The following is a 19,751-nucleotide window of genomic DNA, read 5'->3' as shown; positions in this document are numbered from 1 at the left end:
TGGGGTGGAGATGATCGACTCCTTTTTCCCCTTTGCCGCGACCACCGGCCCCGTCACCGTGCGTGTCGCCGTAAGCTATCTGCCCGAACAGTCGCACCCGGCGCTTGGCCGCTGGTTCTGGGCCTATCATGTCCGGGTGGAAAATCATGGCGATACGGCGGTGCAGCTGCTGACGCGGCACTGGCGAATCAGCGACGGGCGCGGTCAGATCAGCGAAGTGGAAGGCGAAGGCGTCGTTGGCGAGCAACCGCTGATCGCGCCCGGCGGTGCGTATGACTATGTCTCGGGCTGTCCGCTGCCCACCCCCGAAGGATCGATGGTCGGCAGCTATACGATGGAACTCGGCGACGGATCGCAGATGCTCGTCGCTATTCCGCTCTTTCCGCTTGTGGCCCCCGCCACCGCGTCATGAAGCGTACGCACCTGCCTCTGAACGCGCTGCGCGTTTTCGACGCCGCTGCCCGTCATTTGAGCTTTACGCGCGCCGCCGACGAACTGGCGGTGACACCCGCCGCGGTCGGACAACAGATCCGCGCGCTCGAGGACATGCTGGGCGTCGTGCTGTTCCGCCGTACGCCCAAAGGGCTGGAACTGACGGGCGAGGCGCAGGCGGGGCTCGATGCACTGCGGCAGGGATTCCTGCAATTCGAGGAGTCGGTGCGCGCGATGCAGGCCGGGCAATCGTCGCAATCGCTGACGATCGCGGCGCCGCGCGACCTGACCGCCAAATGGCTGGCGCCGCGCCTCGCGCGCTACAGCCAGCAGGCGCCCGATGTGCGCTTTACCCTGGTGTCGGCGGACGCGGGGATCGATTTCACCGAAGCCAACCTCGACCTCGCGATTTTCTGGACCGACGGCGCGGGCGACCATGAAGGCGTCGCACTGGGCGAGCCGTTGATGGTGACGGTCGCGGGGCCGGGGGCGGGCAGCGACACGCGCATCGCCTGGCCGGGCTGCCCCGTTGCCGATGGCGAACCCGCGTTGCGGCTGGGCGACGCCGGACTCGCGATCGATGCCGCCGCGAACGGGCTGGGTCACGCCAATGTCCCCGCGATGCTTGCCGAGAGCGACATTGCCGCCGGCCGCGTGCGGCAGGTGGGCGAGGCCGTCGCGGTCAAACGCGGCTATTGGCTCGTCGCGCCGACGCCGCAGTGGCGGCAGGCAAAGGTCAAGGCGCTGGTCGCGGCGCTGACGGCCTGACCTGTTTCGCCGCGAGCGCGAGCAGTCGCTTGACCAGCGCGACCATCGTTTCGGCCGCCACCGGCGCGTCGGGATCGTTCCAGCTGGCGATCACGACCATATATTTGCCGTCGCGCTTGCGCTGGCCGAGCAGGCTCATCGACAACACACCGGTTTCCGATCCACCCTTGTAACCGAGCCATGCCCAGTCGGCGGCCGCCGCCGGTCCGACGCCGTTGTTGATTGCGATGGCCGCCATGGCCTCCGCCGACTGTCGCGCGCGCAGGTCGACGAACGCGCGCGCGAGGTCGTTGGGGCTGGCGAACCATTCGAGGCTGTCGATGAAACGCGGGCCACCCGCAAAACTCACCCCGTCGACATTGTCCAAAACCATCCGGCCGGCGTGCGCTTCGAGCAGCCGCCGCTGCTCGGCGTCGGACGCGCCGACGAACGCCGCGCGCTCGCGCTCGAAATTATTGCCTTTGAGCGCGAAGGCCTCGACGGTGGTGAGGAAGGGGATGTTGCGCGATGGATCGCTGTGCCCGGCCGCTTTCATCCGCGCCTCGATCCGCTCGCGCCCGATCAGGTGGATCAGCGTGTCGGTCGCGCCATTGTCACTGACCGACATCATCCAGTTGGCGAGCGTCTGGAGCGTGACGGGCGTGCCGACGGGCCAGCCGGCGGTAGCGGCCGACGAAAAGCTGGCGTGCGTCAAAGACACCACGTCGGACCATTTGCGCTCGCCGGCGGCGATCTGCGCCGCCAATTCGTTCAATATATAGAGTTTGAAGGTCGAGCCGACCGCGAACTGCCGGTCGGCGCTGGCCGCGGCGATGGGTACGAAGCCGTCCCCGGCAAGTTCGGCGACCAGAAAGCCGGTGCGTCCGGGGAGGGCCGCCAGCTCTGCCGCGACCGTGTCGAAACTGTCGTTCGCCATGGCGACGTCGGTGATGCGAAGCCCGACGACCTTTTCGCCCGCGCCCGCGGCGACGTCGAGCAGCACCGTCGCGACCCCCTTTTCAAAACGCAGCTGGACGGTGCCCGACAAGCCGTTCGCCGACGCCGCGCCATCGACCGCGACGGGGGCGCCATATTGGGCGATCAGATTGGTCGCGATGGCGCGGAACTGGGCTTCGGGCACGGCCTTCTGAAAGCCGGGGTCGAAATAGTCCGCAAAGGCGATCCGCCCCGTGAGCAGATCGACAAGCTGGTTCGCGCGGCGGGTGAAGGCGGTGTCGGCGAGTGCGCCCGTGCCGGGCGACTGATGCGCCAGCGCCGGTGGCGTGGCGATCATCGGCGCGGCCGTGAACAGCAGCGCTAGAAGGGGGAGGGCGAAACGGCGACGGGCTGACGTGTCCTTCCTTGTCATTTTTGCCCTCCCGTCGCTAAGCGTCGATCGCGGCTTCGTCGAGGCTGGCGGCGTTGGCCTGAATGAACTGGAACCGATGTTCGGGATGCTTGCCCATCAGCCGGTCGACCAGATCCTTGACCTGGTGCCGCTCTTCATATTCCTGCGGCAACGTGACGCGCAGCAGGCTGCGTGTGGCGGGGTCCATTGTCGTTTCTTTCAATTGGTTGGGATTCATTTCTCCCAAGCCTTTGAAACGGCCGACCTCGACCTTCTTGCCCTTGAACAGCGTCGCCTCCAGTTCGGCCCGGTGCGCGTCGTCGCGGGCATAGGCGGAGAGGCTGCCCGCGGTGAGGCGATAGAGCGGCGGCTGCGCCAGATAGACATGGCCGTTCCGCACGATGTCGGGCATTTCCTGAAAAAAGAAGGTCATCAGCAAGGTCGCGATATGCGCGCCGTCGACATCGGCGTCGGTCATAATGACGATCTTTTCGTAGCGGAGGCGATCGGCGTCGCAATCCTTACGCATCCCGCAGCCCAGCGCGAGCGCCAGGTCGGCGATTTCCTGATTGGCGCGGATCTTGTCGGCGCTGGCGCTCGCGACGTTCAGGATCTTGCCGCGGATCGGCAGGATCGCCTGCGTCTTGCGGTCGCGCGCCTGCTTGGCGCTGCCGCCCGCGCTGTCGCCCTCAACGATAAAAAGCTCGGTGCCTTCGGGGCCGTCGTTCGCACAATCTGTGAGCTTGCCGGGGAGACGGAGCTTGCGCCCGCTGGTCGCGGTCTTGCGCTTGACCTCGCGCTCGGCCTTGCGCTTGAGGCGCTCGTCCATGCGGTCGAGGACGAGGCCCAGAAGCGCGCGGCCGCGGTCCATATTGTCCGACAGGAAATGGTCGAAATGGTCGCGCACCGCATTTTCGGTCAGGCGAGCGGCCTCGGGGCTCGACAGGCGGTCCTTGGTCTGGCTCTGGAACTGCGGATCGCGGATGAACACCGACAGCATCATCTCGCCGCCGTTGAACACGTCCTCCGCTGTGATCTGGGCCGCCTTTTTCTGACCGATCAGCTCGCCGAAGGCGCGCAGCCCCTTGGTCAGCGCGGCGCGCAGCCCCGCTTCGTGCGTGCCGCCTGCGGGGGTGGGGATGGTGTTGCAATACCAGCTGTACGACCCGTCCGACCACAGCGGCCAGGCGATCGCCCATTCGGCGCGCCCCTGATCGCCCGGAAAATCCTGGCGCCCGACAAAGGGCTCGGCGGTCGCGCATTCGCGCGTACCGATCTGTTCCTTCAGATGGTCGGCAAGCCCGCCGGGAAACTGAAACACCGCTTCGGCAGGCGTGTCGTCGCCGATCAGTTCGGGCGCGCATTTCCAGCGGATTTCGACCCCCGCGAACAGATAGGCTTTCGAACGCGCCATGCGATAGAGCCGCTGCGGCTTGAAACGCCCGTGCTCGCCGAAGATTTCGGGGTCGGGGACGAAGGACACGCTCGTGCCGCGGCGGTTGGGGGTCGGGCCGAGTTCTTCGAGCGGGCCGAGCGGAAGCCCGCGCGCGAAGCGCTGACGATAGAGCTGCTTGGCGCGCGCGACCTCGATCTCGGTTTCGGCGGACAGCGCGTTGACGACGCTGACGCCGACGCCGTGCAGGCCGCCCGACGTCGCATAGGCCTTGCCCTCGAACTTGCCGCCCGAATGGAGCATCGTCAGAATGACTTCGAGCGCGGACTTGCCGGGAAATTTCGGATGCGGATCGACCGGCATCCCGCGGCCGTTATCGACGATGGTAAGCCGGTTGCCGACGTCGAGCATGACTTCGATGCGCGTCGCATGACCCGCGACGGCTTCGTCCATGCTGTTGTCGATCACTTCGGCGGCAAGATGGTGCAGCGCGCGCTCGTCGGTGCCGCCGATATACATGCCGGGCCGTCGGCGGACGGGTTCCAGCCCCTCCAGCACCTCGATCTGCGAAGCGTTATAGCTGTCGGAAGCGGGGGGCGCGGCGTCGAACAAATCGTGACTCATGCCTTGGCTATACGGGGCGGGGAAGGGCGCTGGCAAGCGCGGTTTTGGCGCGCTTCATCCGGCCCGCGGCGGCATCGCTTCATCGCATTTCGGTACGCTGAAGGAACTATCGTGATCGGCCGCGGGTTGAGGGGGCGACTGCAAAGTCATCAAAAAGTGGAGTAAAAACATGAAATTCGCAGCTCTCCTCGCCGCTTCGGCGGCATCGGTCCTGGCCGTTCCGGCCGTTGCGCAGGACAACCGCGATCCGTCGCGGGATTTCGATGGACCCTATATTTCGATCGGCGGCGGCGCCACGCTTCAGGGCAACGACCGCGGCGAAACGCTGGTGTTCGACACCGACCGCGACGGCACCTATGGCGACACCGTCAACACCGCTGGCGGAACCAACGCCTTTTCCCCCGGCTTCTGCAACGGGGCGGCTACCGGCACCGCCAATATGGGTTGCCGCAACGACAAGGACGGCCCCGAGTTTTTCGGACGGCTTGGCTATGACAAGCGCATGGGCAATTTCGTGCTCGGCGCGGTGGTCGAAGGCGGCCACAGCGTCGCGCGCGACAGCGTCAGCGGCTTTTCGACCACGCCGGCGAGCTACACGATGAGCCGCGAGGCCGATTATCAGGCCAATGCGCGGTTGCGCGCGGGCTATACGCCCGGCGGCGGCGCGCTTTTCTATGTCACGGGCGGCGGCGCCTATGCGCGGCTCGACAACAAGTTCACGACGACCAACACCGCGAACAGCTTTGCCGACAATGGCAAGACGAACGCCTGGGGCTATACGGTCGGCGGCGGTGCCGAGCTGATGGTGACGAACAACATCGGGATCGGCCTCGAATATCTCTACACCGACGTCAAGGACAACGACTATGTCGTCAATGTGGGGGCGGGCACCGCACCCGCGACCAACCCGTTCCTGCTGAACGGCGGCGGCACCGATATTCGCCGCAGCGACCCGCATTTCCGCACGCACAGCGTGCGCGGGACGCTGAGCTATCGCTTCTGATCTATCGGGAGCGACAGGAAGGCGCCGGGTCGACGATCCGGCGCCTTTTTTGTGGTCCCGGCGAAGGCCGGGATCTCAAGCTTACTTCTTTACGGCCCGGCAAGATCCCGGCCATCGCCGGGATGACGAGCCCCAGAGAATGGATGAGCTTAGCGAGGGTCGGGCGCGGGAAAGATTGCGAAATTTCCGTTGGCGCTCGCCACCAGCCGGTCGTGCTGAAACAGCCGCGCGTCGATATTTGCGATGCGCTTGCCCTTGTGCAGCACGCTCGCTTCGCAAATCAGTCGCCCCTCACGCACGCCGACGTGATAATTGAATTTGATTTCCAGCGTCGCGCACCAGAAACCCTTGTCGAGCGTACTGAACAGCGCGCCGCCCATCGCGGTATCGGCGAGCGAATAGGCGACCCCGCCATGCGCGACCCCCTGCGGGTTGAAATGCCGCTCGCGCTCGATGTCGATCGCCATCGTGCAGCGTCCGTCGCCGCGTTCGACCATTTGCAGGCCGAGCGCGCGCGCAAATTCGAAATCCTGGCCGAAGGGCCTCACCGGACGCCCTTACCGAACCCTGGGGCCCCCAAAGGGCGGCGGTGGCGGAGGGCGGCGCGTGCCGCGCGGCAGCTGCGCCTGATAGGCGCGACCGCAATGTTCGACGCAATAGGGAAATCCCGGATTGACCGCTTCGCCGCAGAAATGGAAATCGGGCTCGCCCGGATGTCCCATCGGCCAGCGGCAGATGCGGTCGTTGAGATCGAGCAGGCTCGTCTTGTCGGCAATTTCGGGGCTCGGCTTCGCCGGCACCAGTCGGCGCGGCGGCGCGGGCGGGATCGGTGCTTGCTGATCGCCGGGTCCCTGGCGGATGAAGCCGCCGGGGCCGATCGAAACGATGCGCGGTGTATCGGGCTTGGGCGCGGCCTCGACGCCATCCTCGCGCGCCGCCTCGGCAACCGGCTTGGGTTCGGGGCGCGCGGCCACCGGCGCCGGGCGCGGCGCGGCGGGAGCCGCCGGGCGCGGCGCGGCCGCCACTGGCGACGCCTTCGGCACGGCGGGCGCTGCGGCCTTGGCGGGCCGGGCGGCCTTTTCGGTCGCCTTGACGGGTGAGGGGCGCGATTTCAGACCCAGACGATGCGCCTTGCCGATCACCGCGTTGCGGCTGACCCCGCCGAGTTCGTCGGCGATCTGGCTGGCGGTCAGGCCCTTTTCCCACATGCTGCGCAGCTGTTCGATGCGCTCGTCAGTCCATGACATGCTTCAAATTCCTCATCATTTCCCGCAACGGGCCTGTCGTGCCGGTTCCGATTCCGACGGATCGACATTGCGACGGCCCAGCTTGCGGTAAGATCGGGGAGGCGATAGGCGAGAACGCCATGAACGACCAGCCCCAAATTTCGCACCCCGACTCGGCAAATGTTCGCGCGGTTCCGGCTTTTGCCGAACCCGGCGTCCCGCACATCCTCACGCTGAACGTGCCGGGTATGCGAGCGCTATATGTCAAGGAGGTGCGGCGCTTTTTCAAGGTGCAGTTGCAAACAATCTGGGCGCCGGCGATCACCACGCTTCTTTTCCTCGTCATTTTCACGGTCGCGCTTGGCGGGGCGGGGCGCACCGTCATCGGCGTACCCTTTGCCGATTTCATCGCGCCGGGGCTGATTATGATGGCGATGCTCCAGAACAGCTTTGCCAATTCGAGCTTCTCGCTGCTCGTCGGCAAGATCCAGGGTACGATCGTCGATTATCTGATGCCGCCGCTCGCGGTCGGCGAGCTGGTCATCGCGCTGGTCGGTGCCGCGATCACGCGCGCCTTGCTCGTCGGCTTCGCGCTCTGGCTGGCGATGCTGTTCTGGCCCGGCGTGCATGTCGGGGTCGATCATCTGTGGGCGGTCGCGGTTTTTGGCGTCCTTGGTGCGATGATGCTGGGTTTTCTTGGCCTCATCACCTCGGTCTGGGCCGAAAAGTTCGACCATGCCGCGGCCGTGACCAATTTCGTCGTCACGCCGCTGGCGCTTCTGTCGGGCACATTTTATTCGGTCGATCTGCTTGCGCCCTGGTTCCAGGGCGTCGCGCACGCCAATCCGGTCTATTATGCGATCATGGGCTTTCGCTATGCCTTCATCGGGACGGTCGATGCGACGATCGACAATCCGGTGTCGACCGCCGTGCTGGTGCTCGTGGCGGTCAATGTCGTACTGGCGCTGGTGACGTACCGCCTGCTTGCGTCAGGCTGGAAGCTGAAGGCCTGACGTCGGCTTCAGTGGCGGTGGATCGCCCGGACGCGGTAGCGCCCGCGTTCGAGGCCGTCGAACATCGTTTCCACCTCCGGATGGTCGATCGGCCCGCCATCGCCGTCGGCGACCAGATTCTGCTGGCTGACGTACGCGATGTAGGATGAGTCGCCATTTTCGGCGAGCAAATGATAAAAGGGCTGTTCCTTCGGGGGGCGGAGCTCTTCGGGGATGGCTTCATACCATTCGTCGGTGTTCGCAAATACCGGGTCGATGTCGAAAACGACGCCGCGAAAGTCAAACATGCGGTGGCGCACGATGTCGCCCGGCGCGAAGCGCGCGCGGCCGACGAGCGGCGCAGTAACGGCGGCAGGAAGTTCGGCAGGGGACTCGGCTGTCATAAAGTCAATCTATGGCTGTTTACGTCCGTTTCAAGTGCGTTACATTCGTATCGGCCGCGGTTTGCCGAATCGGCTGTGATCAGCGTTACAGATGCATTGGCCGAATGGGCTAAGTTGCTCCTCTGGCCCCATGCATGTCCCGTTCGGGTTGCAGGCCGCACCTTCAGGGGAGAAGCATTATGGCTGACGTACCACCCAATCCTTCGGGCCCGGCCGCGGGCATCGTTCAGCGCGCGAAGGATATTTTGCTCAAGCCGAAAGAGACATGGCCGGTCATCGCCGCCGAACCTGCGACGACGCAGTCGATCTATGTCCCCTATGTCCTTGTTCTGGCGGCGATCGGTCCGCTGGCCTCGCTGATCGGCGGTCAACTCGTCGGTTTCTCGGCATTGGGCGTGACGTGGCACCCGCCGATCGGCAGCGCGATCACCTCGGCCATCCTGTCCTATGGCCTGACGCTGGCGACTGTTTTCATCCTCGCGCTTGTCATCGACGGACTCGCGCCCAATTTCGGGGGGCAAAAGGATCAAATTCAGGCGCTGAAAGTCGCGGCCTATTCGGGTACCGCCGCGTGGATCGGCGGCATCTTCGGGCTGATCCCGGCGCTTGCCCTGATCGGGCTGCTGTTCGCGCTTTACGGTCTCTATCTCCTCTACCTTGGCCTGCCGGTGCTGATGAAGGTGCCCGAGGACAAGGCGCTCGGCTATACCGCCGTCGTCGTCATCGTTGCGATCGTGCTGTTCTTCATCGTGGGGGCGGTGGTCGCCTCGATCACCGCGCCGTCGATGCTGGGCGCCCAGATGTGATCCCGGCGGGCGCCCCGGACTATCCGGTGCGAGCCGCCAGGTTCAATCTATCGAACGGAAACGATTTCGATATTGCCGATGGGGGAGTTGGCCTCCCGCTCGATCAATAGATTTCGTTGCACGTTTGTGCGGACCGTTCCGGAGATGCGGCATCCTGCGAGGCGCATTCGCGGGCGAGGCGCGTGGCTCGTTTGCGATGTGAGAACGGCCAGATCGTCGAAAATCAGATCGCTTTCAAATGCCACAACCGCGCGCGCCCTGTCGTCGCAGAGAAGCTCGCCACCAATTCGGATGGCCGATGGGCCGACTTCCTGACCGGTCGTGCCCATGACACCGCCCGGCTGCACGCAAATACCGACAGGGGCGAGCGAGAGCGAGCGGCGAAGGTCGACCGCGTCGAACTGGACCCGAATATTGTGACTGCCCGTCAGGATTTGGACCATGCCGTTTTCGGCTTTCGGGCTACCCACGACGCCCGGCTTCAAATTGGTATTCGACCCCGACACGCGAAGGCGGATGTTACGGCTCGCGTCCTCGATGTGGACAAGCTCGTAGCCGATATTGTCGCCCCTCACATCCACGTCCCAATCGTCGCAATTGGCCATGCCGACCGCCCATTGGGCGATGTCCCTTACAACCAGGTTGCTTATTCGCCCATGGGTGGCTCCGCCGGCCGAAAGCCGGAACGGCCGGCCCGGCGGGGACGATAATGATGATGGCGCGCTGAGGATCAGTCTTCCCGACGCGTCCCGTCCGACAACCTTTGCGCCGGCCGGAAAGGCTTTGCACCGGATCGACTGTCCCGCCTTCAGCCCTGTTGTTTTCACCAGGTTCCCGTCGGAGTCTGCGATACGATCAATGGCGCTCGACCCGGCCCGCGTATTCACAAACAACAGCCCCGGTGCGTTGATCTCGATCACCTCGGTACAGTCGATACCGACGCAATCGATAAAGCTCAGATGTCTGTAATGAGCCGTATCGGACGTCCCGCGCAGGAATCCGAAATCGAGCCCCTGAAAGTGACAGGATTCCATCGAGAAATGATCGAGGTCGGCGCCGATAGGTAATACGCCGTAATGCCCCGATCGCCCCTCCACGCCGATAAAGGCGAGCTGGCGAAGGAGCACGTCGCGCGAGTCCTCGGTGATCGCAACAGCGGCTGTCCAGCCGGGGCGGCTCGATGCGCACCGAAACTCCAGCCCTTCGATCCGAACACCGCGCCCGGCGATGCCCAACCCATAAAATGCCGACAGATTACGCCGTGAAAAATCGAGAATGGATCGCCGGCCGTCGCCGAAAATCGTTTGCGCACTGCCCAGGGTGAGCGGCGGGGCGCCCTGAAAAGCTCGATCATCATATAGCTTGAAATGGCCCGGCGGGACATAAAGCCTGCCGGACGGACCGATTGCCGAAAGGGCTCGCCGGATTGCGTCGTAATTGTCGGTAACGCCGTCACCGACGCCACCGAAAGCGGTAAGGCTGGTGGTGTTTTGCGAGGCACAGGCCATGGCCGGGGACACGGCGGCGGCGAAGCCCGTTGCCTTTAGGAAGCGGCGTCTTGACAATCGTTGGGATCGACCTTCGCCAAAAGACAAATCGAACCCCTTCATTCCAATGGCACTCCGCGACCGACATAGATGAGGACGATAGATTGCACGTCGCCGGGTGTATCGCCGATGACTCGGCTGTACAGGCATCAAACAGAATTGGATGCGGCAAGCGGCAGCGAATATCGGGAGGGTGTCCTACCAAAATCGTGCCCGCGGCGCTTGTCGGTCGTCTCCTCGAAAAGATGAGGAATATAGGCGGCCGGGGAAAAAATGGAGGAGAGTGAGGGATTCGAACCCTCGGTACCGTTGCCGGCACTTCGCATTTCGAGTGCGACGCTTTCGACCACTCAGCCAACTCTCCTCGTTGAGAGGAGACGCCCCTAGCGGCGGTCCGTCGCTCTTGCAACCCTCTCGTTGCAAAAAGAACGGCCGCGCCACATTCAGGGCCGGTCGCTCTCCCACCAATAGGGCGCGCGTTTGCGGTCCCCGGTTTGGGTCTCGTTCATCGTGAGCGGATCATAGAGCCGTCCGCCGAGCATCACGCGATGGATTTTCTCGGTATTGCGGATGTCCTGCGTCGGATCGGCGTCGAGGATGATGAGATCGGCGAGCTTGCCCGCCTCGAGCGACCCGACATCCCGGGCATAGCCGAGTGAGGTCGCGGGCATGATCGTCGCGGCACGAAGGGCGTCGATATGGCTCCAGCCGCCACGTACGAAGGACCAGATTTCCCAGTGCGCGCCGAGCCCCGCCTGCTGGCCGTGCGCGCCGATCGACACCATGCGGCCTGCCGCGGCGATCTTGCCCGCCTGGCGCGCGGCATCGTCGTCGACATAGTCGCTTTCGGGCGCGATCACGCGGCGCTTGTTGTTCGCCGCGAGCTCGGCCGGGGGGATATGCCGCGTCAGGATGGGATGCTCCCAGACGTTCGTGTGCGCGCGCCAATAGGGATCGCCCGCGGGCCCGCCATAGGTGACGACAAGCGTAGGGGTATAATCGACCTGCGTTTGCCCCCATAATTGCACAAGATCGCGGTAAAAGACGTGCAGCGGGATATTATGCTCGACGGTCGAATTGCCATCCTGGATGAGCGAAACGTCCATCGTATAGAGCGAGCCGCCCTCGGGCACGACGGTCATCCCTTCGGCCTGCGCGGCCTTGACGACCATCTGCCGCTGATCGCGGCGAGGCTGGTTGTAGTTCTTGATGCTGTTGGCGCCCTGCGCCTTCAGCCGGCGCACATGCGCGAGCGCGTCGTCATAGCCGTTGATTTCGGCATAGACCCCCGCCGCCTTGGCGCCATAAATGATCTCGCCGGTCGAAAAGATGCGCGGCGCGAGGATGAGCCCCGCACGTTGCATTTCGGACGAGACGAAGATTTCCGAAGCGCGTGACGAGGGATTGTGGCTGGCCGTCGTACCCATCGCGAGGTTCGTGATTTCCGACCAGTTCTGCTGAGGCACCAGCTCGTCGGCGCCGTGCGGGCCGTGGGCATGGGCGTCGACGAAGCCAGGGATGATCGTCTTGCCCGTGGCGTCGATCGTCACGGCACCCGCGGGGACGGTGATGGCGCCCGCCGGGCCGACCGCAGCGATGCGGTCGCCTTCGATGAGGATCGCGCCATTGTCGATCACCCCGCCGTCCTTGTCGGCCATGGTCACGATTCGGGCGCCGGTAATGACGAGGGTGCCCTTATGCTTCGCCGTCGCCTGCGTCATCGCCAGCGAAATACCTTCGGTGGGCGGGGTGAATTTGGGCGCCTTGTCGTCGGCGGGCGCGGTCGCGAGAAGGCGGGACAGGTCGGCGCTGAACAGCGTCGCGCCGCGGCTCCAATGCAGACGGCCGCCGCCATTCGACCAGTGGATATAGTCAGCGCCGCTGCCCGACACGCGCGTTACCGGCAGCGCCGCGCTTTTGGTGCCGAGCGCGACATCCTGCCCGCCGGGCATCAACGGAGTGACATAGGCGTCGTAATTCTGCCGGAAGGCGAGGGTGCGGCCGTCGGGCGATATTTCATAATCGCTGACCAGCTCGCCGCTGGCGTGGACGCGCTTGTCCTCACCGTTCAGCCCGGTGCTGACGAGCTGGCTTTTGCCGTCGGCCGATGCGACCATGAAGATGCGGTCGTTTGCGGCGCCATATTGCGGTTTGGCGCCGTCGCTGGAGACGCGCTCGGCAGCGCCGCCGGTTGCCGCGATGCGATAGACGCCGGGATCTTCGCCCCACCGCCCCGATACCAGCCCGCCACCGCCGCGCCGTTCGAAAACGATCGTCTTGCCGTCGGGGGAGAAACGCGGTTCGGCATAATGGCCGGGCGTCGCCGTGATTTTGCGTGAGCTTCCGCCGTCCGCACCGGTGACATGGATTTCGCCGAGGCCCCGGTCGGTCCAGCGGACGAAGACGATCGACTTGCCGTCGCGCGACCAGCTCGGCCACAATTCCATCGCCGCGTCTTTCGCCGCGGTAAGCCGCCGGGCGGTGCCGCCTGCGGCGGGTTTGACCCAGAGCTTGCCGAGCGTTTCAAAGACGACGCTGCGTCCGTCGGGCGACACTTCGGCCCAGCGCGGCATTTTGGTGGTGAAGCTGTCGGGGGCGACCTCGACCGCCGGATGCGTCGCGTCGACGATCACGCGCTCGTCGTTGATCGTGAAGGGAATGACCCGCGCCTCGCCGCCGCTCGCGCCAACGCGGCGCAGCTTGCCGCCCGCCCAGAAGAGGATGTCGCGGCTGTCGGGCGTCCACGCCATGTTCGGATAGACGCCGGTAACGGCCCAGGTTTCCTGGACATCCTGGTCGAGCGCGTCATAGAGCTTGGTCTCGGCGCCCGATTCCAGATCCTTTACGTACAGCTTTGAGAGCGTCCCCTCGCGCCGCACGAAGGCGAGGTGCTTGCCGTCGGGCGATGGGGTCGGGCGCACGGCGCCGCCCGGCCCCGAAGCTGCGGTGCTGACCTCGCCATCGCCCAGATTATAGCGTTCGATATGGAACAGGTCGCCATTGCTGTCCTGCGCATATTCGAAGATCGGACCCGGCGTGACGTTACGCGTGTAATAGACGCTTTTGCCGTCGGGCGCGAAAACGGGCTCGCCGAGTTCCTTCTGGTGCCGTTCGTTGGGGCGCTTGACCAGCGGCACACCGGCCCCGCCCGAAACATGATACATCCATACCTCACCCGTGCCGAGCGAACGGCCGGTGGTGAAATGCTTCTTGGCGACAATAAACTGGCCGTCGGGCGACCAGCTTGGCTGGTTGAGCAGGCGGAAATCCTCCTTCGACAGCTGGCGCTTGTCGCTGCCGTCGCGGTTCATGATCCAGATATTGTCGCCGCCGCCGCGGTCGGAGACGAAAGCGATGCGCGTCCCGTCGGGCGAGAAGCGCGGCTGATGCTCATAGGCGAGCCCTTCGGCGATGCGCGTCGGCGTGCCGCCGTCGATGGACATCGTGTAAATGTCGCCCAAAAGGTCGAAGGCGATGGTGCGGCCGTCGGGGGCGACGTCGATGTTCATCCAGCTGCCTTCGTCGACCGCGATCGGAACCGTGCGCGTCGTCATGCCCGGCGGAGCGTTGACGTCCCATTTCTCGTCTTTCTGAGAGCCCGCATCGGGCGCGCTCTGCGCCCACACCGAAGTCGAACAAGCCAGAGCCGCCGCAAGGGCGAGAGCGAAGCGCGCCATGAAATTATCCCCGTTTGAAATTATGTGCCGACCATATGATCGGCGTATGAACATGCAAGCGGCAGCTTTCGACGAAGGCGCTGGCCGGCTCGACGGGCGGCTGCTAGCGCCATTGACCAAAGCGAGAGAAGGAGAGGGACGCATGTGCCGCTGACGGGAATCAGGGTGCTCGATTTCGGACGCTATATCGCCGGGCCTTATTGCGCGGCGCTGCTCGCCGACTATGGCGCCGACGTGATCCGCATCGAGGCGCCGGGGGGCAACGACGATCGCTATACGGTGCCGGTCGCCGGCGACGGTTCGGGCGCGATGTTTATGCAGATGAATCGCGCCAAACGCTGTCTGACGCTGAAACCCGGCAGTGCGGAGGGCCGCGAGATCGTCCGCCGCCTGGTGACAACCGCCGATGTCGTCGTCGCCAATCTGCCGCACGATGCGCTCGTGAAGCTCGGCCTCGATTACGACAGCCTCGCCGCGATCAACCCGCGGATCATCCTTGCGACCGCATCGGCTTTCGGCAGCGAAGGTCCGCTGGCGAGCCGCGTCGGCTTCGACGCGGTGGGACAGGCGATGTCGGGGACGGTGCACCTCACCGGCACACCCGATCAGCCTTACCGCGCGCAGGTCAATTATGTGGATTTCGGAACCGCGCTGCACTGTGCCTTCGGCATCCTGCTCGCGCTGCGCGAGCGCGAAGCGACGGGGAAGGGGCAATGCGTGTCGGGATCGCTGCTCGGCACCGCGCTGGCGCTGTCCAATGCGCTTACGATCGACCACGCGCTGAACGGCGTCGAGCGCCAGCCGATCGGCAACCGCAGCTTCAGCTCCGCCCCCACCGACCTGTTTCGCACCCGCGACGGCTGGATCGTGACGCAAATCGTCGGCAGCGGCATCTTCAAGCGCTGGGCCGGGCTTGTCGGCCACCCCGAACTGGTCGACGACCCGCGTTATGCGAGCGACATATTGCGCGGCGACAATGGTGAAGCGCTGAGCGCGATCATGCAGCGATGGTGCATCGAGCGCACGAGCGCGGAGGCGATCGCCGAATTGGGCGCCGCGCGCGTACCGGCGGCGCCCGTGCTCCGCCCGAGCGAAGCGCTCGCCGAGCCGCAGGTCGCCGCGATGGGGCTTGTCGAACCCGTCGCCTATCCGGGCGCGCCGGTCGAGGTTCCCGTCATCCGTGCGCCGATCCGGCTTTCGGCGAGCGACAAGGCGGCGGCGCGGCGCGCGCCGCAGCTTGGCGAGCATAGCGAGGCCATTCTGGCCGAACTCGGCTATGACGCCGCTGCGATTGCGGCTTTGCGCGCCGATAATATAATTTGACCGGGCAAGGGTGGACAGCCGCGGCACGGCAACTTACGTTACCGACCGGTATAAAAATCAACCAAGGAGCCTCCCGATGACCGACACCAGCGAATATGTGCCGCCGAAAATCTGGACGTGGGACAAGGAAAGCGGCGGGCGTTTCGCCAACATCAACCGCCCGGTCGCGGGACCGACGCACGACAAGGAATTGCCCGTCGGCAAACACCCGCTCCAGCTCTATTCGCTCGGTACGCCCAACGGCGTGAAGGTGACGGTGATGCTGGAGGAGCTGCTCGCCGCGGGGCACAGTGGCGCCGAATATGACGCGTGGCTGATCAACATCGGCGAGGGCGACCAGTTTTCGAGCGGCTTCGTCGGTGCCAACCCGAACAGCAAAATTCCGGCGCTGATCGACCGCAGCGGCGCCGAGCCGATCCGCGTGTTCGAATCGGGCGCCATCCTGATCCATCTGGCCGAGAAATTCGGCGCCTTTCTGCCGACCGATACCGCCAAGCGCGCCGAAACGCTGTCGTGGCTGATGTGGCAGATGGGCAGCGCGCCCTTCCTCGGTGGCGGTTTCGGCCATTTTTATGCTTATGCACCGACGAAGCAGGAATATCCGATCAACCGCTATGCGATGGAGGTGAAGCGCCAGCTCGACGTGCTCGATCGCCGACTCGCCGAGCATGAATATATTGCGGGCGGCGACTATACGATTGCCGACATGGCGATCTGGCCTTGGTACGGCGCGCTTGTGAAGGGGATCGTCTATGACGCGGGCGAATTTCTGCAGGTGCAGGAATATAAGAATGTTCTGCGCTGGACCGACCAGCTTGCCGCGCGCCCGGCGGTGAAGCGCGGCCGGATGGTTAATCGCGTGACGGGCGACCCGGCGAGCCAGCTTCGCGAACGCCACGACGCAACGGATTTCGAGCTGCGCACGCAGGACAAGCTGGAAGCGGCCGAATAATAGGGATTTTCGGCAAGCCGCGGCGGGGCGTGCGTTAACGTCCCGGCAAGCAGGACGCGCTTGCGCCGGATAGCGCGCCACCAGCGACGCCGGAACTTGCGTAAAATGCGTAAAATGGGCGTCGGGACCTCTCGACGCCCTTTTCACGCGATGCCGCGATACTGACCGGCATGACGGCCTCGACCCGAATTTCGCGGATAGTCCGCCCGATCGCCCTGACTGGAGCGACCCTGGCGCGCGGGGAGCGCGGCGCCGCCATCGTCGAAATGGCGTTGGTGTTGCCGCTGCTCCTCGCGTTGCTGATGGGCATCTTGGTCTATGGCCATTATTTCATGCTCGCGCACATGGTGCAGCAGGCGGCGAACGATGGCGCGCGCGCCGCGATCGTCGGGCTCGACGCCGCCGATCGCCGCGCGGTCGCACAGCGCGCGGTGGCGCGGAGCATCGACAGCACGGCGGGAACGCACAGCGTCGCCGTGTCCGAAACCGCCGAGGCGATCACCGTCGCCGTGACCTTTACCGCCGCCGAGTCGGACTTCCTGCGGTCGGTCTTCGTGCCGGCGCCCGATCATGTGATCCGCGCGCAGGCGACCTTTGAATTGCCGGTCGATTGAGCATGGCGATCCGCCCGCTCCTTGCCGCGCTGATCGCCTGCCGCCGCGCGGGCATCAGTATCACCGCGGCGGTCGGTATGCCGATGCTGATCGGCGCCGCGGCGCTCGCGGTCGATGTCGGTTCGCTCTACCTCGACCGGCGAAAATTGCAGGGAATTGCCGACGCGGCGGTGCTGGCGGCAGCGGCCCGGCCGGGCGAGGAGCGCGCGGCGGCGGAGCGGATTATCGCCGCCAACTGCACGTGCGTCATCCGGATCGAGACGCTGGCGACGGGTACCTATACCGCCGATCCGGCGCGCAACGCCGAAGCACGCTTCGCGGCGGGCGGCGCGGCGCCCAACGCCGTGCGGATCACATTGACCCAGGATCGCCCGCTGTTCTTCGGCGGCTTCCTCACCGGACGGCCCGACAGCATCATTCGCGCTACCGCGACGGGCGCGCGGCGCGGCTATGCCGCCTTTTCGCTGGGGTCGCGCGTTGCCGCCCTCAATGGCGGGGTGGCCAATGCTTTGCTGTCGGGGCTGACCGGCAGCACGGTCAATCTGTCTGTGATGGACTATAATGCGCTCGCCAGCGCCGACATCGACCTGCTCGCCTTTTCCGAAGCGCTCCGGACCGAAGTGGGCGCCGAGGTCCTGACCTTTGGGCAGACGCTCGACAGCCAGGTGACGCTGCCGCAGGCCGTATCGGCGCTGGCAAGGGCATCCGACGGCGAGGCGGCAACCGCGCTCGAACATATTGCCAATGCCGCCTTGCCGCGCAGCCTGATCCCCTCGCGCGCCATCGACCTTGGCCCGCGATCGTCGAGCATTCGCGTCGATGCCGCGAACCCGGTCAAGGTCAATGCGCTCAGCCTGCTGCGCGCGATGCTGCTTCTGGGCAGCGCGAACCGGCAGGTCGACCTGTCGCTCGCAAGCGAGCTGCCCGGCGGGTCGGGGGTCGACGTCGCGCTGGTGGTTGGCGAACCGCCGGCGGAGTCGCCGCTGATCGCCGTGACCGACACCCACGATGTCGTCATTCGCACCGCCCAGGTACGATTGAAGATCGACACGCGCGTCACCACCCCGCTCGCGCGCGTGCATATCCCGTTGCTTGCCGAGCTCGGCTCGGCATCGGCGCGGATCACGGAGATCGACTGCGCCCCGAACGTCGGCGCCGCCGTGACCTTGGGCGTCGTGACATCGCCCGCGATGGTCGCGATCGGCAGCGTCGAGGCTGGCGATTTCGCCGACATGCGGCGCCCGCTCACCCCGAAACCCGCGCGGCTCGTCAAATTGCCGCTCGTCAGCATCGACGCGCAGGCGGAAATGACGCTGTCCGACCTTACCGAAAAGCCCGTCGCCTTTTCGCGCGGCGAGATCGATGAGGGGACGGTGAAGACGGTATCGAGCAGCGGGCTGGCCGCCGGGGCGGCGGAATCGCTTGCCGATGATATCGAGCTCGACGTCAACGTCCTCGGCCTGGGGCTCAACCTGGGCGCGCTGACCAAGGTGGTGGGCGAAACGGTGGAACTGGCCGCGCCGGTGCTCGACAGCGTTCTGGGCGACCTCACCAGCCTGCTCGGCCTGCATGTCGGTCAGGCGGACACGCGGGTCAATGCGCTGCGGTGCGGCCGCGCGCGGCTGGTCTGATCATCCGCTTTTTGGCGCCATTCAGGACATAATGGCCCCGCAAATCATCCTTTCCCGATCCAATGTCGATGGACCCTGCGCCATAAGGGGCAAAGGATATTGGGTGATCGGAGGTATCGAGTGGCGACGGCGCAGGAACCACAGCGAGTCTCGGCGGCGGATTTCATTCGCGGCTTTGCCAATTGGCGCCTGCAGGCGGCGCGCAAACCCGTCGTGGTGACGCACCATGGCAAGGATGCCCATGTGCTGATCTCGCTCGACGATTATCGCCGGCTCGGCGACGTAGGCGCGGGCGCCGTCGCCGCGCGCGACAACGCGCTGCAAGCCTCGCTGGCGGGGCTTGTCGAATCGATCCGCGACGCGGTGTTTCTGGTCGATGGCGAACGGCGCGTCGCGGCGGTCAATCCCGCGGGATGCGATATGCTGGAGCGGCCCGCGTCGGACCTGATCGGATGCGCGCTGGCGGAGGCGTTGCCGGGGCTCGAAACCAGCCTGCTCATGCATCGTCTGGCGCGTCTGATCGACCATCGCGAACGCTTTACGGGCGACATTCCGGGGATATTGCGGCCGGGGCAGTGGCTGCGCGTCGACCTGCTACCCGTTCCGACGGGCGGGGCCATCGTCCTGCGCGACGTGAGCGCAGCGATGGACGAACATGCGGCGGTCGACGCCAGATGTGCCCTGTTCCGGGCGATCGAGGCGAGCGGCGCCGTCGGCCATGCGCAGATTTCGGTGCGGGAGACGATCGAGGCGGCGAACGATCGGCTGACGGCGATGGTCGGGGTCGATGCGACGGCAATCCGCCGCGTGCGCTTTTCGGCATTGTTGCCCGTCCGCCAGCGCCAGGCCTTTGTCGAGGCGCTGGAGACGATCTTTCGGACCGGCCAACCCGCCCGGCTTTCCACCGAGCTGATGACGCGCGAGGGGAAAATGGTCCCGGTCATGCTGTCGATCGCCGAGATCCGCAGCGCCTATGCCAGCGAAGGCGCGATGATCGTCGTCACTCCGCGCTGAATCCAGCCCCGGTCGCTT

The 19,751-nt window shown here is 65.3% G+C and carries 17 protein-coding genes and 1 tRNA gene; 10 read left to right on the top strand and 8 right to left on the bottom strand.

The window, feature by feature from the left end; translation table 11 throughout:
* Positions 1–10: 10 nt before the first annotated feature.
* Together apaG and RIA72_RS09785 are read left to right on the top strand one after the other, a co-directional pair.
* The gene (gene apaG / locus RIA72_RS09790) at positions 11–412 is read left to right on the top strand and encodes a Co2+/Mg2+ efflux facilitator ApaG/CorD (protein WP_350031997.1); all 402 of its coding nucleotides are present in this window, start codon (positions 11–13) and stop codon (positions 410–412) included.
* The gene (locus tag RIA72_RS09785; RefSeq protein WP_350031996.1) at positions 409–1,200 is read left to right on the top strand and encodes a LysR family transcriptional regulator; all 792 of its coding nucleotides are present in this window, start codon (positions 409–411) and stop codon (positions 1,198–1,200) included. The genes apaG and RIA72_RS09785 overlap by 4 nt, the downstream gene beginning before the upstream one ends.
* On the opposite strand, the gene RIA72_RS09780 is transcribed toward RIA72_RS09785, so the two are convergent.
* Entirely contained in the window at positions 1,169–2,473 is a 1,305-nt protein-coding gene (locus tag RIA72_RS09780) for a serine hydrolase (protein ID WP_350031995.1), read from the bottom strand. The genes RIA72_RS09785 and RIA72_RS09780 overlap by 32 nt on opposite strands.
* A gap of 91 nt (positions 2,474–2,564) precedes the next feature.
* Positions 2,565–4,544: a DNA topoisomerase IV subunit B gene (parE, locus tag RIA72_RS09775; protein ID WP_350031994.1), complete on the bottom strand. Its 1,980-nt coding sequence runs from the start codon at positions 4,542–4,544 to the stop codon at positions 2,565–2,567.
* A gap of 169 nt (positions 4,545–4,713) precedes the next feature.
* On the opposite strand from parE, the gene RIA72_RS09770 reads away from it, so the two are divergent.
* A complete protein-coding gene (locus tag RIA72_RS09770; protein ID WP_350031993.1) occupies positions 4,714–5,547 on the top strand; it encodes an outer membrane protein in 834 nt (277 codons plus the stop codon).
* Positions 5,548–5,696: 149 nt separating this feature from the next.
* Here the strand turns inward: RIA72_RS09770 and RIA72_RS09765 are convergent, their stop codons facing one another.
* Positions 5,697–6,095: a PaaI family thioesterase gene (locus tag RIA72_RS09765; RefSeq protein ID WP_350031992.1), complete on the bottom strand. Its 399-nt coding sequence runs from the start codon at positions 6,093–6,095 to the stop codon at positions 5,697–5,699.
* A 9-nt stretch (positions 6,096–6,104) separates the two neighbouring features.
* Positions 6,105–6,794, bottom strand: coding sequence for a GcrA family cell cycle regulator (locus RIA72_RS09760; protein ID WP_350031991.1), 690 nt, complete (start codon positions 6,792–6,794; stop codon positions 6,105–6,107).
* 119 nt (positions 6,795–6,913) lie between these two features.
* On the opposite strand from RIA72_RS09760, the gene RIA72_RS09755 reads away from it, so the two are divergent.
* Positions 6,914–7,786 (top strand): ABC transporter permease, encoded by an 873-nt coding sequence (locus tag RIA72_RS09755; RefSeq protein WP_350031990.1) that lies wholly within the window; start codon positions 6,914–6,916, stop codon positions 7,784–7,786.
* 8 nt (positions 7,787–7,794) lie between these two features.
* Here RIA72_RS09755 and hspQ read toward each other — a convergent pair whose 3' ends face one another.
* On the bottom strand, positions 7,795–8,169 hold the full coding sequence (gene hspQ, locus RIA72_RS09750) for a heat shock protein HspQ (protein ID WP_350031989.1): 375 nt from the start codon (positions 8,167–8,169) through the stop codon (positions 7,795–7,797).
* Positions 8,170–8,348: 179 nt separating this feature from the next.
* Here hspQ and RIA72_RS09745 point away from each other — a divergent pair, with 179 nt between their 5' ends.
* Complete coding sequence (locus tag RIA72_RS09745) at positions 8,349–8,975, top strand: Yip1 family protein (RefSeq protein ID WP_350031988.1); 627 nt, start codon at positions 8,349–8,351, stop codon at positions 8,973–8,975.
* A 47-nt stretch (positions 8,976–9,022) separates the two neighbouring features.
* On the opposite strand, the gene RIA72_RS09740 is transcribed toward RIA72_RS09745, so the two are convergent.
* From RIA72_RS09740 to RIA72_RS09730, 3 genes are all read right to left on the bottom strand, one after another.
* On the bottom strand, positions 9,023–10,585 hold the full coding sequence (locus tag RIA72_RS09740) for a hypothetical protein (protein WP_350031987.1): 1,563 nt from the start codon (positions 10,583–10,585) through the stop codon (positions 9,023–9,025).
* A 211-nt stretch (positions 10,586–10,796) separates the two neighbouring features.
* A tRNA-Ser gene (locus tag RIA72_RS09735) sits at positions 10,797–10,886 on the bottom strand.
* A 79-nt stretch (positions 10,887–10,965) separates the two neighbouring features.
* On the bottom strand, positions 10,966–14,199 hold the full coding sequence (locus tag RIA72_RS09730) for an amidohydrolase family protein (protein WP_350031986.1): 3,234 nt from the start codon (positions 14,197–14,199) through the stop codon (positions 10,966–10,968).
* Between the two features lie 144 nt (positions 14,200–14,343).
* Between RIA72_RS09730 and RIA72_RS09725 the strand changes: the two genes are divergently transcribed.
* From RIA72_RS09725 to RIA72_RS09705, 5 genes are all read left to right on the top strand, one after another.
* Positions 14,344–15,522: a CaiB/BaiF CoA transferase family protein gene (locus RIA72_RS09725; protein WP_350031985.1), complete on the top strand. Its 1,179-nt coding sequence runs from the start codon at positions 14,344–14,346 to the stop codon at positions 15,520–15,522.
* Between the two features lie 76 nt (positions 15,523–15,598).
* On the top strand, positions 15,599–16,474 hold the full coding sequence (gene yghU / locus RIA72_RS09720; protein ID WP_350031984.1) for a glutathione-dependent disulfide-bond oxidoreductase: 876 nt from the start codon (positions 15,599–15,601) through the stop codon (positions 16,472–16,474).
* A 170-nt stretch (positions 16,475–16,644) separates the two neighbouring features.
* Positions 16,645–17,088, top strand: coding sequence for a TadE/TadG family type IV pilus assembly protein (locus RIA72_RS09715; protein ID WP_350031983.1), 444 nt, complete (start codon positions 16,645–16,647; stop codon positions 17,086–17,088).
* Positions 17,089–17,090: 2 nt separating this feature from the next.
* The gene (locus tag RIA72_RS09710) at positions 17,091–18,719 is read left to right on the top strand and encodes a TadG family pilus assembly protein (RefSeq protein ID WP_350031982.1); all 1,629 of its coding nucleotides are present in this window, start codon (positions 17,091–17,093) and stop codon (positions 18,717–18,719) included.
* Positions 18,720–18,839: 120 nt separating this feature from the next.
* Complete coding sequence (locus tag RIA72_RS09705; RefSeq protein WP_350031981.1) at positions 18,840–19,733, top strand: PAS domain-containing protein; 894 nt, start codon at positions 18,840–18,842, stop codon at positions 19,731–19,733.
* Positions 19,734–19,751 lie beyond the last annotated feature (18 nt).

The sequence above is a fragment of the Sphingopyxis sp. genome (assembly GCF_040216815.1).
GTDB lineage: Bacteria > Pseudomonadota > Alphaproteobacteria > Sphingomonadales > Sphingomonadaceae > Sphingopyxis.
This window is presented reverse-complemented; position numbering and strand designations above follow the sequence as displayed.